Origin of the sequence: Peribacillus sp. NPDC097224 (genome assembly GCF_044761985.1) — a bacterium.
Lineage (GTDB): Bacteria > Bacillota > Bacilli > Bacillales > DSM-1321 > Peribacillus.
Genome location: NZ_JBIWDK010000015.1, coordinates 11,652 through 24,430, shown reverse-complemented (window position 1 = coordinate 24,430; position 12,779 = coordinate 11,652). Strand labels below are relative to the sequence as shown.

Annotated in this window: 26 protein-coding genes; all 26 read left to right on the top strand. The window is 40.5% G+C overall.

The window, feature by feature from the left end; translation table 11 throughout:
- The first annotated feature begins 3 nt into the window (after positions 1-3).
- Positions 4-633 (top strand): 50S ribosomal protein L3, encoded by a 630-nt coding sequence (rplC, locus tag ACIQXR_RS19340; RefSeq protein ID WP_402875708.1) that lies wholly within the window; start codon positions 4-6, stop codon positions 631-633.
- Between the two features lie 25 nt (positions 634-658).
- Positions 659-1,282 carry a 50S ribosomal protein L4 gene (gene rplD / locus ACIQXR_RS19335; protein ID WP_402875706.1) on the top strand — a complete coding sequence of 208 codons (624 nt, stop codon included), beginning with the start codon at positions 659-661 and terminating at the stop codon, positions 1,280-1,282.
- Complete coding sequence (rplW, locus tag ACIQXR_RS19330) at positions 1,282-1,566, top strand: 50S ribosomal protein L23 (RefSeq protein WP_402875704.1); 285 nt, start codon at positions 1,282-1,284, stop codon at positions 1,564-1,566. The genes rplD and rplW overlap by 1 nt, the downstream gene beginning before the upstream one ends.
- 26 nt (positions 1,567-1,592) lie before the next feature.
- A complete protein-coding gene (gene rplB, locus ACIQXR_RS19325; protein WP_402875702.1) occupies positions 1,593-2,423 on the top strand; it encodes a 50S ribosomal protein L2 in 831 nt (276 codons plus the stop codon).
- 60 nt (positions 2,424-2,483) lie between these two features.
- Complete coding sequence (gene rpsS, locus ACIQXR_RS19320; protein WP_034305018.1) at positions 2,484-2,762, top strand: 30S ribosomal protein S19; 279 nt, start codon at positions 2,484-2,486, stop codon at positions 2,760-2,762.
- A 17-nt stretch (positions 2,763-2,779) separates the two neighbouring features.
- Positions 2,780-3,121 (top strand): 50S ribosomal protein L22, encoded by a 342-nt coding sequence (gene rplV, locus ACIQXR_RS19315; protein WP_061440384.1) that lies wholly within the window; start codon positions 2,780-2,782, stop codon positions 3,119-3,121.
- A gap of 3 nt (positions 3,122-3,124) precedes the next feature.
- Positions 3,125-3,781, top strand: a complete 657-nt coding sequence (rpsC, locus tag ACIQXR_RS19310) for a 30S ribosomal protein S3 (protein ID WP_402875700.1) — start codon at positions 3,125-3,127, stop codon at positions 3,779-3,781.
- A gap of 1 nt (position 3,782) precedes the next feature.
- A complete protein-coding gene (rplP, locus tag ACIQXR_RS19305) occupies positions 3,783-4,217 on the top strand; it encodes a 50S ribosomal protein L16 (RefSeq protein ID WP_402875698.1) in 435 nt (144 codons plus the stop codon).
- Positions 4,207-4,410 (top strand): 50S ribosomal protein L29, encoded by a 204-nt coding sequence (gene rpmC, locus ACIQXR_RS19300; protein ID WP_034305010.1) that lies wholly within the window; start codon positions 4,207-4,209, stop codon positions 4,408-4,410. The genes rplP and rpmC overlap by 11 nt, the downstream gene beginning before the upstream one ends.
- An 18-nt stretch (positions 4,411-4,428) precedes the next feature.
- The gene (gene rpsQ / locus ACIQXR_RS19295; RefSeq protein WP_402875696.1) at positions 4,429-4,692 is read left to right on the top strand and encodes a 30S ribosomal protein S17; all 264 of its coding nucleotides are present in this window, start codon (positions 4,429-4,431) and stop codon (positions 4,690-4,692) included.
- Between the two features lie 41 nt (positions 4,693-4,733).
- Entirely contained in the window at positions 4,734-5,102 is a 369-nt protein-coding gene (rplN, locus tag ACIQXR_RS19290; protein ID WP_402875694.1) for a 50S ribosomal protein L14, read from the top strand.
- A 41-nt stretch (positions 5,103-5,143) separates the two neighbouring features.
- A complete protein-coding gene (gene rplX, locus ACIQXR_RS19285; protein WP_402875692.1) occupies positions 5,144-5,455 on the top strand; it encodes a 50S ribosomal protein L24 in 312 nt (103 codons plus the stop codon).
- A 29-nt stretch (positions 5,456-5,484) separates the two neighbouring features.
- Positions 5,485-6,024 (top strand): 50S ribosomal protein L5, encoded by a 540-nt coding sequence (gene rplE / locus ACIQXR_RS19280; RefSeq protein WP_402875691.1) that lies wholly within the window; start codon positions 5,485-5,487, stop codon positions 6,022-6,024.
- Positions 6,025-6,049: 25 nt separating this feature from the next.
- Entirely contained in the window at positions 6,050-6,235 is a 186-nt protein-coding gene (locus ACIQXR_RS19275) for a type Z 30S ribosomal protein S14 (RefSeq protein WP_402875689.1), read from the top strand.
- A 30-nt stretch (positions 6,236-6,265) separates the two neighbouring features.
- A complete protein-coding gene (rpsH, locus tag ACIQXR_RS19270) occupies positions 6,266-6,664 on the top strand; it encodes a 30S ribosomal protein S8 (RefSeq protein ID WP_285769160.1) in 399 nt (132 codons plus the stop codon).
- Positions 6,665-6,694: 30 nt separating this feature from the next.
- On the top strand, positions 6,695-7,231 hold the full coding sequence (gene rplF / locus ACIQXR_RS19265; protein ID WP_402875686.1) for a 50S ribosomal protein L6: 537 nt from the start codon (positions 6,695-6,697) through the stop codon (positions 7,229-7,231).
- A gap of 32 nt (positions 7,232-7,263) precedes the next feature.
- Complete coding sequence (gene rplR, locus ACIQXR_RS19260) at positions 7,264-7,626, top strand: 50S ribosomal protein L18 (RefSeq protein ID WP_402875684.1); 363 nt, start codon at positions 7,264-7,266, stop codon at positions 7,624-7,626.
- Positions 7,627-7,649: 23 nt separating this feature from the next.
- Positions 7,650-8,150: a 30S ribosomal protein S5 gene (rpsE, locus tag ACIQXR_RS19255; RefSeq protein ID WP_402875683.1), complete on the top strand. Its 501-nt coding sequence runs from the start codon at positions 7,650-7,652 to the stop codon at positions 8,148-8,150.
- Between the two features lie 16 nt (positions 8,151-8,166).
- A complete protein-coding gene (gene rpmD, locus ACIQXR_RS19250; RefSeq protein ID WP_402875681.1) occupies positions 8,167-8,349 on the top strand; it encodes a 50S ribosomal protein L30 in 183 nt (60 codons plus the stop codon).
- A 32-nt stretch (positions 8,350-8,381) separates the two neighbouring features.
- A complete protein-coding gene (gene rplO / locus ACIQXR_RS19245) occupies positions 8,382-8,822 on the top strand; it encodes a 50S ribosomal protein L15 (protein WP_402875679.1) in 441 nt (146 codons plus the stop codon).
- On the top strand, positions 8,822-10,117 hold the full coding sequence (secY, locus tag ACIQXR_RS19240) for a preprotein translocase subunit SecY (RefSeq protein ID WP_402875677.1): 1,296 nt from the start codon (positions 8,822-8,824) through the stop codon (positions 10,115-10,117). Before rplO ends, secY begins: the two co-directional genes overlap by 1 nt.
- A 58-nt stretch (positions 10,118-10,175) precedes the next feature.
- Complete coding sequence (locus tag ACIQXR_RS19235; RefSeq protein WP_402875676.1) at positions 10,176-10,829, top strand: adenylate kinase; 654 nt, start codon at positions 10,176-10,178, stop codon at positions 10,827-10,829.
- A 564-nt stretch (positions 10,830-11,393) separates the two neighbouring features.
- The gene (gene infA, locus ACIQXR_RS19230) at positions 11,394-11,612 is read left to right on the top strand and encodes a translation initiation factor IF-1 (RefSeq protein ID WP_028390440.1); all 219 of its coding nucleotides are present in this window, start codon (positions 11,394-11,396) and stop codon (positions 11,610-11,612) included.
- Positions 11,613-11,653: 41 nt separating this feature from the next.
- On the top strand, positions 11,654-11,767 hold the full coding sequence (rpmJ, locus tag ACIQXR_RS19225; protein ID WP_003156543.1) for a 50S ribosomal protein L36: 114 nt from the start codon (positions 11,654-11,656) through the stop codon (positions 11,765-11,767).
- Between the two features lie 22 nt (positions 11,768-11,789).
- The gene (gene rpsM, locus ACIQXR_RS19220) at positions 11,790-12,155 is read left to right on the top strand and encodes a 30S ribosomal protein S13 (protein ID WP_063235804.1); all 366 of its coding nucleotides are present in this window, start codon (positions 11,790-11,792) and stop codon (positions 12,153-12,155) included.
- A 22-nt stretch (positions 12,156-12,177) separates the two neighbouring features.
- Positions 12,178-12,567, top strand: a complete 390-nt coding sequence (rpsK, locus tag ACIQXR_RS19215) for a 30S ribosomal protein S11 (RefSeq protein ID WP_040372575.1) — start codon at positions 12,178-12,180, stop codon at positions 12,565-12,567.
- Positions 12,568-12,779 lie beyond the last annotated feature (212 nt).

Genomic DNA, 12,779 nt, shown 5'->3' with positions numbered 1-12,779 from the left:
CTTATGACCAAAGGAATCTTAGGAAGAAAAATCGGTATGACTCAAGTTTTTGCTGAAAATGGCGAACTTATCCCGGTAACAGTAATCGAAGCTGCTAACAATGTAGTACTTCAAAAGAAAACTGTTGAAACTGACGGTTATGAAGCAATTCAAGTTGGTTTTGAAAACAAACGTGAAAAGCTTTCTAACAAACCTGAAAAGGGACACGTTGAAAAAGCAAATACTACTCCTAAGCGCTTCATTCGCGAATTCCGCGGAACGGATCTTGCTTCATACGAGATCGGTCAAGAAGTCAATGTTAGTATTTTCGCTGAAGGCGATTTAGTAGATGTAATAGGAATTTCAAAAGGTAAAGGTTTCCAAGGTGCTATTAAACGCCACGGACAATCTCGCGGACCGATGACTCATGGTTCTCGTTACCACCGTCGCCCAGGTTCAATGGGTCCTGTTGCTCCAAACCGCGTATTCAAAGGTAAACTATTACCAGGACGTATGGGTGGGGAACAAGTTACTGTTCAAAACTTAGCTATCGTTAAAGTTGATGTTGAACGTAATCTACTATTGGTCAAAGGTAATGTACCTGGTGCTAGAAAAGCGCTGATCAAAGTTAAAACTGCTGTTAAAGCAAAGTAATTTCTGAGAAAGGAGGAGCAATAGAATGCCAAAAGTTACATTGTTCAACCAAACAGGTTCACAAGTTGGCGACATCGAGCTAAACGAATCCATCTTTGGTATCGAACCTAATAATCATGTATTATTTGAAGCAATCATCATGCAACGAGCTTCCTTACGTCAAGGAACTCATAAAGTTAAAAACCGTTCTGAAGTTGCAGGCGGTGGACGTAAACCTTGGAAACAAAAAGGAACTGGACGTGCGCGTCAAGGTTCTATCCGTTCTCCACAATGGCGTGGCGGTGGTATCGTTTTTGGACCAACTCCAAGATCATACTCTTACAAGTTGCCTAAAAAGGTACGTCGCTTAGCTATTAAATCTGCATTGTCTGCAAAGGCATTGGAAGAAAACATCTTAGTACTTGAAAGCTTGACTTTCGAAGCTCCAAAAACGAAAGAATTTGTAGCTGTACTAAAAAATCTTTCTGTAGATACTAAAACGTTGATCGTTACTGACGGTTTAGATGAGAAGGTTGCTCTTTCTGCACGTAACATCCCAGGTGTTACTGTGGTTGAAGCTGTTGGTCTTAATGTTCTTGATGTTGTTTCACACAACAAATTGATCTTGACTAAATCAGCTGTCGAAAAAGTAGAGGAGGTGCTTGCATAATGGATGCACGCGATATCATTAAGCGCCCCGTAATCACAGAAGCTTCTTCAGACGCTATGGCTGAAAAGAAGTATACTTTTGAAGTTGATGTTAGAGCTAACAAAACTCAAGTTAAAGATGCGGTTCAAGAAGTTTTCGGCGTAAAAGTTGAAAAGGTAAATATCATGAACTACAAAGGTAAATTCAAACGCATGGGCAAACATGCAGGCTATACTAACAAGCGCCGTAAAGCTATTGTTAAATTAACTGCTGACAGCAAAGAAATCGAGCTATTCGAAGCTTAATTCATTAGAGAAGGAGGGAAATACAAATGGCGATTAAGAAGTATAAACCTACCTCTAACGGTCGACGTAATATGACAACTTCGGATTTTGCTGAGATTACTACAGACAAACCCGAAAAATCATTACTTGCTCCTTTACACAATAAAGGCGGCCGTAATAACCAAGGTAAGTTAACAGTTCGTCATCAAGGTGGCGGCCACAAGCGTCAATACCGTATCATCGATTTCAAACGGAATAAAGATGGTATACCAGGACGCGTTGCTACTATTGAGTACGATCCAAATCGTTCTGCAAACATTGCATTAATTAATTACGTTGATGGAGAAAAACGTTATATCCTAGCTCCTAAAAACCTAGAAGTAGGTTTGGAAGTTATGTCTGGCCCAGAAGCCGATATTAAAGTGGGTAACGCACTTCCTCTAATTAACATCCCAGTTGGTACAGTAATTCATAACATCGAATTAAAACCAGGAAAAGGTGGACAATTAGTCCGTTCTGCAGGTACATCTGCACAAGTACTTGGTAAAGAAGGTCGTTATGTTCTTGTACGTTTAAATTCTGGTGAGGTTCGTATGATTCTTGCTACTTGCCGTGCTACAATCGGTCAAGTTGGTAACGAACAACATGAACTTATCAACATTGGTAAAGCTGGTCGTAATCGTTGGTTAGGTAAACGCCCAACTGTACGTGGATCAGTAATGAACCCGAATGATCACCCACACGGTGGTGGTGAAGGTAAAGCACCAATCGGACGTAAATCACCAATGTCTCCTTGGGGTAAACCAACTCTTGGATTCAAAACACGTAAGAAGAAAAATAAATCCGATAAATTTATCGTTCGTCGTCGTAAAAAATAACGGGGTTGAGCTACGGTTCATTAATCGGACCGTAGAACGATCACGAAGGGAGGTACTCGCATGGGTCGTAGCTTAAAAAAAGGGCCTTTTGTTGATGATCATTTATTGGTAAAAGTTGAAAAATTAAATGAAGCAGACAAGAAACAGGTAGTAAAAACTTGGTCTCGTCGCTCAACAATCTTCCCGCAATTCATCGGACATACAATCGCTGTTTATGACGGTCGTAAGCATGTGCCGGTTTATGTAACAGAAGACATGGTAGGTCACAAACTAGGCGAATTCGCGCCTACACGCACTTATAAAGGTCACGCAAGTGATGACAAGAAAACAAGACGTTAATGAGAGGAGGGTATCTCATGCAAGCAAAAGCTGTCGCTAGAACAGTTCGTATTGCTCCTCGTAAAGTGCGTTTAGTCGCAGACTTAATTCGAGGAAAACAAGTAGGTGAAGCAGTAGCGATTCTTCGCTTAACACCAAAATCTGCTTCTCCAGTCGTAGAAAAAATTCTGAAATCTGCTATCGCAAATGCAGAACATAACTACGAAATGGATATCAATAACCTAGTCGTTTCAGAGGCATACGTTAACGAAGGACCAACATTAAAACGTTTCCGTCCTCGCGCTCAAGGTCGTGCGAGTGCAATTAACAAACGTACTAGTCATATTACAATCGTTGTATCAGAAAAGAAGGAGGGGTAATCTGTGGGTCAAAAGGTAAATCCAGTCGGTATGCGTATCGGGATCATCCGTGATTGGGAATCCAAATGGTACGCTGATAAAGACTACGCAGTTCTTTTGCATGAAGACCTTAGAGTTCGTGAGTATATCGCGAAACGTCTAAGTGATGCTTCTGTATCCAAGGTTGAAATCGAACGTGCAGCTAACCGCATCAATGTATCAGTTCATACTGCTAAACCAGGTATGGTTATCGGTAAGGGCGGCACTGAAGTTGAAGCACTTCGTAAAGCATTAAACCAATTAACTGGCAAAAGAGTTCACATCAATATCATCGAAATCAAAAGAGCAGATCTTGATGCGAAATTGGTTGCTGAGAACATCGCTCGTCAATTAGAAAATCGTGTTTCATTCCGTCGTGCTCAAAAACAAGCTATTCAACGTACAATGCGTTCAGGCGCTAAAGGAATCAAAACTCAAGTTTCTGGTCGTCTTGGCGGTGCAGATATTGCTCGTGCTGAACACTACAGCGAGGGAACAGTTCCACTTCACACACTTCGTGCTGACATAGATTATGCTCATGCTGAAGCAGATACTACTTACGGGAAGCTAGGCGTGAAAGTTTGGATCTACCGTGGAGAAGTTCTTCCTACTAAGAAGAAATCTGAGGAAGGAGGAAAATAATATGTTATTGCCAAAACGCGTAAAATACCGTCGTGAACATCGCGGTAAGATGAGAGGGATGGCTAAAGGCGGACGTGAAGTTCATTTCGGAGAATTTGGACTTCAAGCCCAAGAAGCTTCCTGGATCACTAACCGTCAAATCGAAGCAGCTCGTGTAGCGATGACTCGTTACATGAAGCGTGGAGGTAAAGTTTGGATCAAGATCTTCCCAAGCAAACCTTACACTGCTAAGCCGCTTGAAGTACGGATGGGTTCCGGTAAAGGTGCTCCTGAAGGTTGGGTAGCAGTTGTTAAACCGGGCAAAGTATTGTTTGAAATCTCTGGTGTATCTGAAGAGGTGGCAAGAGAAGCATTGCGCCTTGCAGCACACAAACTTCCAATCAAATGTAAGTTTGTAAAAAGAGAGGAAATTGGTGGTGAAACAAATGAAAGCTAATGAAATCAAAGATCTAACCACTGCTGAAATTGAACAAAAACTAAAATCTCTTAAAGAAGAACTATTTAATCTTCGTTTCCAGTTAGCTACTGGACAACTTGAAAATACAGCTCGCATCCGTGAAGTTCGCAAATCGATCGCTCGTATGAAAACAGTTGTTCGTCAAAGAGAGATCGGTGTCACTAATCGATAATGAATGGAGGTTTGCATAATGAGCGAACGCAACCAACGCAAAGTCTACACTGGCCGCGTAGTATCCGACAAAATGGATAAAACCGTAACAGTCGTTGTAGAAACCTATAAAAAGCATTCTTTATACGGTAAACGCGTAAAATACTCTAAAAAGTTAAAAGCTCATGACGAGCTGAATGAAGCTAAAGCAGGCGATGTAGTACGTATCATGGAAACTCGTCCACTTTCAGCTACAAAACGTTTCCGTCTTCTAGAAGTAGTAGAAAAATCAGTAATCATTTAATTTTGTTCGGATTAAGTTAATTCCGAAGGGAGGTACCGTACATGATTCAACAAGAATCTCGTTTAAAAGTCGCTGACAATTCAGGTGCACGTGAAGTTCTAGCTATTAAAGTACTAGGTGGTTCTGGACGTAAATATGCTAATATCGGCGATGTTATAGTTTGTACCGTTAAACAAGCAACACCTGGAGGCGTTGTTAAAAAAGGTGAAGTCGTTAAGGCTGTTGTTGTTCGTACAAAACGTGGTATGCGTCGTCCTGACGGTTCTTACATTCGTTTCGATGAGAACGCATGTGTAATTATCCGTGACGATAAGAGCCCACGTGGAACTCGTATTTTTGGACCTGTTGCTCGTGAATTACGTGATAACAGTTTCATGAAGATCGTTTCTCTAGCTCCAGAAGTTTTATAATAGTTAAATTTCGTAAAGCCTTTCAAGGAGGTGCCAAGCTAATGCATGTTAAAAAAGGTGACAAAGTCGTAGTCATCTCTGGTAAGGACAAAGGCAAACAAGGAACAATTCTTGAAGCATATCCGAAACAAAATCGTGTGCTTGTTGAAGGAATTAATATTGTGAAAAAGCACTCTAAGCCATCTCAAGTTAATCCACAAGGTGGAATTATCAGCCGAGAAGCTGCTATTCACGCATCCAATGTAATGCCTCTTGATCCGAAAACAGGTAAACCGACTCGTGTTGGATATAAGATTGAAAACGGCAAGAAAGTACGCGTAGCTAAAATATCAGGTGAATCTTTAGATAAATAAGTCATAAATGAAGGGAGGTACACGAAGCAATGAGCCGCCTTAAAGAAAAATATAACAGCGAAATTACACCATCATTAATGGGTAAATTCAACTATCAATCAGTAATGCAAGTACCAACTATTGAAAAGATCGTTATTAACATGGGTGTTGGTGACGCAGTATCTAACTCAAAAGCTTTAGATACAGCAGTTGAAGAATTAACACTTATCGCTGGTCAAAAACCAGTAATAACTAAAGCTAAAAAATCAATCGCAGGATTCCGTTTGCGTGAAGGTATGCCTATCGGAGCGAAGGTTACACTACGTGGAGAACGTATGTATCAATTCCTTGATAAGCTAGTATCTGTATCTTTACCACGTGTACGTGATTTCCGCGGCGTTTCAAAGAAATCTTTTGACGGACGTGGGAACTATACATTAGGTATTAAAGAACAACTTATCTTCCCTGAGATTGATTACGATAAAGTGAGCAAAGTTCGTGGTATGGATATCGTTATCGTAACGACTGCCAACACTGACGAAGAAGCTCGTGAACTACTTACTCAAGTTGGAATGCCGTTCCAAAAGTAATCTCTAAATAAAGGGAGGCGAAATCGTGGCTAAAAAGTCTATGATCGTAAAGCAAAAACGCGAACAAAAGTTTAAAGTACAAGAATATACACGTTGCGAACGTTGCGGCCGTCCACATTCTGTAATACGTAAATTTAAACTATGTCGTATTTGTTTCCGCGAACTTGCACATAAAGGACAAATTCCTGGCGTTAAAAAAGCTAGCTGGTAAAACCCGAGTTTGGGAAGGAGGTAAAATAAAATGGTCATGACAGATCCTATTGCAGATATGCTTACTCGCATCCGTAATGCGAATATGGTTCGTCACGAAAAGCTAGAAGTTCCTGCTTCAAAGATCAAAAAGGAAATTGCTGAGATCTTAAAGCGTGAGGGCTTCGTACGTGACTTTGAATTAATCGAAGACAACAAACAAGGTATCATCCGTATCTTCTTAAAATACGGTGCAAACAACGAACGTGTTATCACTGGTCTTAAACGTATCAGCAAACCTGGTTTGCGTGTATATGCAAAAACTGGAGAGGTACCACGCGTTCTAAACGGTTTAGGTATCGCAATTGTTTCTACTTCTCACGGAGTTTTAACAGACAAGGAAGCTCGCTCTAAACAAGTTGGCGGAGAAGTTTTAGCATACGTTTGGTAATACATTTTCACAAGAATGGAGGTGCACAATATGTCTCGTATAGGTAAAAAACCTGTTGAAATCCCTGCAGGCGTAACAGTTACTGTAAACGGAAGTGAAGTAACTGTTAAAGGCCCTAAAGGTGAATTAACTAGATCATTTAATCCTGATCTTACAATCGTTGTTGAAGAGAACGTGGTAACTGTTACACGCCCGTCTGACGAGAAAGCTCACCGTTCTTTACACGGTACTACTCGCGCTCTTATCGCTAACATGATTGAAGGAGTTTCAAAAGGATTCGAAAAGTCACTAGAACTTATTGGGGTTGGGTACCGTGCTCAAAAGCAAGGTACTAAGCTTATCCTTAACGTAGGATATTCTCACCCTGTAGAAATAGAACCAGAAGCAGGCGTTGAAGTCGAAGTTCCTTCTAATACAAAAGTAATCGTTAAAGGTGCTAGTAAAGAACGTGTAGGTGCTCTTGCAGCTAACATTCGTGATACTCGCCCACCCGAACCGTATAAAGGTAAAGGTATCCGTTACGTTGGCGAATTCGTTCGTCGTAAAGAAGGTAAAACTGGTAAGTAATGCTGCTTAAGTAAACGAAAGGAGTGACGTAAATGATTACGAAGCTTGATAAAAATGCTACTCGTCAGAAACGCCATGCACGTGTACGTGCAAAGATTTCTGGAACGGAAGCTCGTCCTCGTTTAAATGTGTTCCGTTCAAACAAACACATTTACGCACAATTGATTGACGATGCAAAAGGCGTAACATTAGCAAGTGCTTCAACTCTTGATAAAGAGATTAGCATTGAAGCTGGTAGCAACGCTGAAGCAGCTCAAAAAGTTGGCGAACTTATTGCGAAACGTGCTATTGAAAAAGGTTTAAAAGCTGTGGTATTTGACCGCGGTGGTTACCTCTTCCATGGTCGTGTTAAAGCATTAGCTGACGCTGCTCGTGAAAACGGCTTAGAATTTTAATGGATAAGGAGGGACATATACAGATGCGTAGCATTGATCCTAATAAATTAGAACTTGAAGAACGCGTAGTTACCGTAAACCGTGTAGCTAAAGTTGTTAAAGGCGGACGTCGTTTCCGTTTCACTGCACTAGTTGTTGTAGGTGATAAAAACGGTCATGTTGGATTTGGTACTGGTAAAGCTCAAGAAGTTCCGGATGCAATCCGTAAAGCTATTGAGGATGCTAAGAAAAATCTAATTACTGTACCAATGGTAGGAACTACAATTCCTCACCTTGTGAATGGTCACTTTGGCGCTGGTCACATTCTTTTGAAACCAGCTTCTGAAGGTACAGGAGTTATTGCTGGTGGTCCTGTTCGTGCGGTCCTTGAATTAGGCGGAATTAGTGATATCTTGTCTAAATCATTAGGTACTAACACACCTATTAATATGGTTCGTGCAACAATCGAAGGATTGAAGCAATTAAAACGTGCTGAGGACGTAGCTAAGTTACGTGGTAAATCAGTACAAGAACTGTTAGGATAAGGAGGGAAATCGTATAATGGCTAATAAATTAGAAATTACCCTCACTCGCAGCTTGATCGGTCGTCCTGAAGATCAACGTGTTACAGTTAACACTTTGGGTTTACACAAAATGCATCAAACGGTTGTTCAAGATGACAACCCTGCGATTCGTGGTATGATTACCAAAGTATCTCATCTTGTTACTGTAAAAGAACAATAAAATAATTTTTAACTTAACAAGGAGGTGCCAACATGAAACTTCATGAGTTAAAATCTGCAGAAGGTTCTCGTAAAGAACGTAAACGTAAAGGTCGCGGTATTGGATCTGGTAACGGTAAAACAGCAGGTAAAGGACACAAAGGACAAAACGCTCGCTCTGGCGGCGGTGTACGCCTTGGATTTGAAGGGGGTCAAACTCCTCTATTCAGACGTTTGCCTAAACGTGGATTTACCAACGTTAACCGTAAAGACTATGCTATCGTAAATCTTGATACGTTAAATCTTTTCGAAGACGGTACTGAAGTAACTCCAGCTCTTTTACTTGAGACTGGTATCGTAAGTAAAGAAAAAGCAGGAATCAAGATTCTTGCTAAAGGAAACATTGAGAAAAAGCTTACTGTTAAAGCTCACAAATTCTCTTCTACTGCAAAAGAAGCTATCGAAGCTGCTGGCGGTAACACAGAGGTGATCTAATGTTTCGCACGATCTCCAATTTTATGCGCGTGGGTGAAATAAGAAATAAGATAATTTTTACCCTTCTCATGTTAATCGTCTATCGCATCGGTACATTTATTCCTGTACCGCATGTGAATGCCGGTTTTCTTGCTGAACAGGACCAAATGAGCGTCATCGGTCTTTTAAATACCTTTGGCGGCGGAGCACTGCAAAACTTCTCTATTTTGGCGATGGGGATCATGCCGTATATCACGGCATCAATCATCGTACAGCTATTACAGATGGACGTTGTTCCAAAGTTCACTGAATGGTCGAAACAAGGGGAGGCAGGGCGCCGTAAATTGGCTCAATTTACACGTTACTTCACTATTGTCCTTGGATTTATCCAAGCTTTGGGTATGTCTTATGGATTTAACAATATGTCGGGTGGCTCGTTAATTGAATCTCCTGGGGTTGCAACATACTTGCTTATTGCGACTGTCTTAACGGCAGGAACAGCTTTTCTTTTGTGGTTAGGAGAGTTGATTACTGCTAAAGGTGTCGGTAATGGGATTTCCATTATTATCTTTGCTGGTATTGTATCTAGTTTGCCTAATACGGCCAACCAGATCTATGCACAACAGTTTGAAAATGCTGGGGACCAACTATTCTTACGAATTGTAACCATTATCCTTATCATAGTAGCAGTATTAGCAATCGTGGTTGCTGTAATCTTCATTCAGCAAGCATTACGTAAGATTCCAATCCAATATGCCAAACGTGCTGCGGTGGGTCGTACGCAAATGGGTGGTCAATCTACCCATTTACCATTGAAAGTAAATGCTGCGGGTGTTATCCCGGTAATCTTCGCAACTGCATTTATTATCACTCCAACAACGATCGCCTCTTTCTTCGGGAAGAATAGCGTGACTACTTGGATTTCAACAAACCTTGATTATACTAAGCCAATTGGCATGATCATATATGTTGCTCTTATTATTGCCTTCTCATATTTTTATGCGTTCATTCAGGTTAATCCTGAGCAAATGTCTGAAAATCTGAAAAAGCAAGGTGGCTATGTGCCAGGGATTCGTCCAGGTAAGAGTACACAAGAATATTTAACTAGTGTTTTATATCGCTTAACGTTCGTTGGCTCTTTATTCTTAGCAGCCATTGCCGTTTTACCGGTATTCTTCATAAAGCTTGCTGATCTTCCACAATCTGCTCAGATTGGCGGAACTAGTTTGCTAATCGTAGTCGGGGTTGCCCTTGATACGATGAAACAGCTAGAAGCACAACTAGTGAAGAGACACTATAAAGGCTTTATAAAGTAATGAGTTCTGGGAACGATATGTTCCCTTTACCCATTATAGAGTTTGAGGGGGAAGAACATTGAATCTAGTTTTAATGGGGCTACCGGGTGCTGGTAAAGGTACTCAAGCCGAAAAAATCGTAGAAAAATATAACATCCCTCATATTTCTACTGGAGATATGTTCCGAACAGCTATCAAAGATGGAACAGAATTAGGTCTAAAGGCTAAATCATTCATGGATAAGGGCGAATTGGTTCCTGATGAAGTAACCATCGGCATTGTTCGTGAGCGTTTAAGCAAGGAAGATTGCGTAAAAGGATTTCTACTTGATGGTTTCCCACGTACTGTGGCACAAGCAGAAGCTCTTGAAAACATTCTTGCTGATTTAGATCGAAAAATTAATTTTGTAATTAATATCAATGTTGATAAAAGCATCTTAATGGAAAGATTGACAGGTCGTCGCATTTGCAAATCTTGCGGTTCGACATATCACCTTGTTTTCAATCCTCCAACAAAAGAAGATGTATGTGACCGTTGCGGCGGAGACTTATATCAACGTGCTGACGATAATGAAGAAACGGTTCAAAATCGCTTAGATGTGAATTTGAAACAAACTAAGCCACTTCTTGATTTCTACGGAGAAAAAGGGTACTTGGTCGACATTAATGGACAGCAAGATATTAATAAGGTATTTGAAAACATTGATGTGCTACTTGATCCATTGCAAAAATAATCATTCTTGATAATTTATGAAATCCTGCCATTTTAAAACTTCCTGTTTAAATATGGTGCATTCCTTTCATACAAAGGGTATAATGGATTTCGCAACGGCATTTACACATTTATCGATCAGGTTCTTGCACTTGGTATTCCCTGAATTGGGCGATTACGTTTTAAGTAATCTTCATGGACATATCCGGTCGGCAAAATTGTTGAAGAAATGCAACGACTCTAGTAGATTTCCTAAAGAGTCGTGATATAGAGGGTAGAAAGTAGCTATGCCAGGCGTGCGCCTTTCAAACATCTCCCATGCTATTCAAGCCTATGTCGAGACTAATTGCTTCTCTTTTTTTGAGAGTATGTCGGTCACGGAATCGGTCAAGACTTACATGAGGACCCATAAAATCCTCATTTCGGTCCAGCTGATAAGGTCCTCAGTTAAAGCCTGGTTCTACAAAAATGGTGAATACTTGATGCAGAATTGTAAGACTTTTGAGGATAATTGGACTGGAGTAAAGTTGACGGAAAGATGTGTACCTGTAATAGGTTCACGCATAGAGAAGGGAGAATCACTTTAATGGCGAAAGACGATGTAATTGAAGTAGAAGGCACAGTACAAGAGACTTTGCCAAATGCAATGTTTAAGGTAGAATTAGAAAATGGTCATACTGTTTTAGCTCATGTATCCGGTAAAATTCGTATGCACTTTATTCGCATTTTGCCTGGAGATAAAGTTACGGTTGAGCTTTCCCCGTATGATCTAACTCGCGGCAGAATCACATACCGGTTTAAATAATTCCGGTTACGCTCCGATCTGTATAAGGAGGTTAGATAGCAATGAAAGTCAGACCATCAGTCAAACCAATCTGCGAAAAGTGTAAAGTTATCCGCAGAAAAGGTAAAGTTATGGTTATTTGCGAAAACCCTAAACATAAACAAAAACAAGGCTAAATAGAAGGAGGTGCACTCAAGCATGGCACGTATTGCTGGAGTAGATATTCCCCGTGACAAACGAATTGTTATCTCATTAACATATATATATGGTATTGGAAAACAAACAGCGATTAAAATTCTTGCAGAAGCTGGTATCTCTGAAGAAACTCGCGTTCGTGATTTAACGGAAGACGAATTAAACAAAATTCGTGATATCATTGACAAGTTAAAAGTAGAAGGCGATCTACGTCGTGAAATTTCCCTTAATATCAAACGTTTAATGGAAATCGGTTCATACCGTGGTTTACGTCACCGTCGTGGTCTTCCTGTTCGTGGACAAAACACAAAAAACAATGCACGTACGCGTAAAGGACCTCGTCGTACAGTAGCTAACAAGAAAAAATAATTAGTAAAGGAGGTTACTTTTCATGGCACGCAAAACTAATACACGTAAACGTCGTGTGAAAAAGAATATAGAAACTGGTATTGCACATATTCGTTCAACATTCAACAACACTATCGTTACTATCACTGATGCACATGGTAATGCTATTTCTTGGTCAAGTGCTGGAGCATTAGGATTCCGTGGATCTCGTAAATCTACTCCTTTCGCTGCACAAATGGCTGCAGAAACGGCTGCTAAAACATCTATTGAACATGGTATGAAAACTCTTGAAGTTACAGTTAAAGGACCAGGTGCAGGACGTGAAGCTGCTATTCGTGCACTTCAAGCTGCTGGACTAGAAGTAACTGCAATTAAAGATGTAACTCCAGTACCACATAACGGATGTCGTCCGCCAAAACGTCGCCGTGTTTAATTTTTCTGTATAGATTTTGTATTCCTGTCAATAATGGGATATAATACTGAGTTTGCGTTCTTACAGAAGATTAATTTTTCAGTTGTTGCGCACAGCGGGAACGTATACATGGGGAATTTCGGTTAAGTGACAAGCTTACTTACCGGGGTTTTGACGTTTTGAAGGAGGGTTTGTTGATGATCGAAATAGAAAAACCAAAAATCGAAACGGTT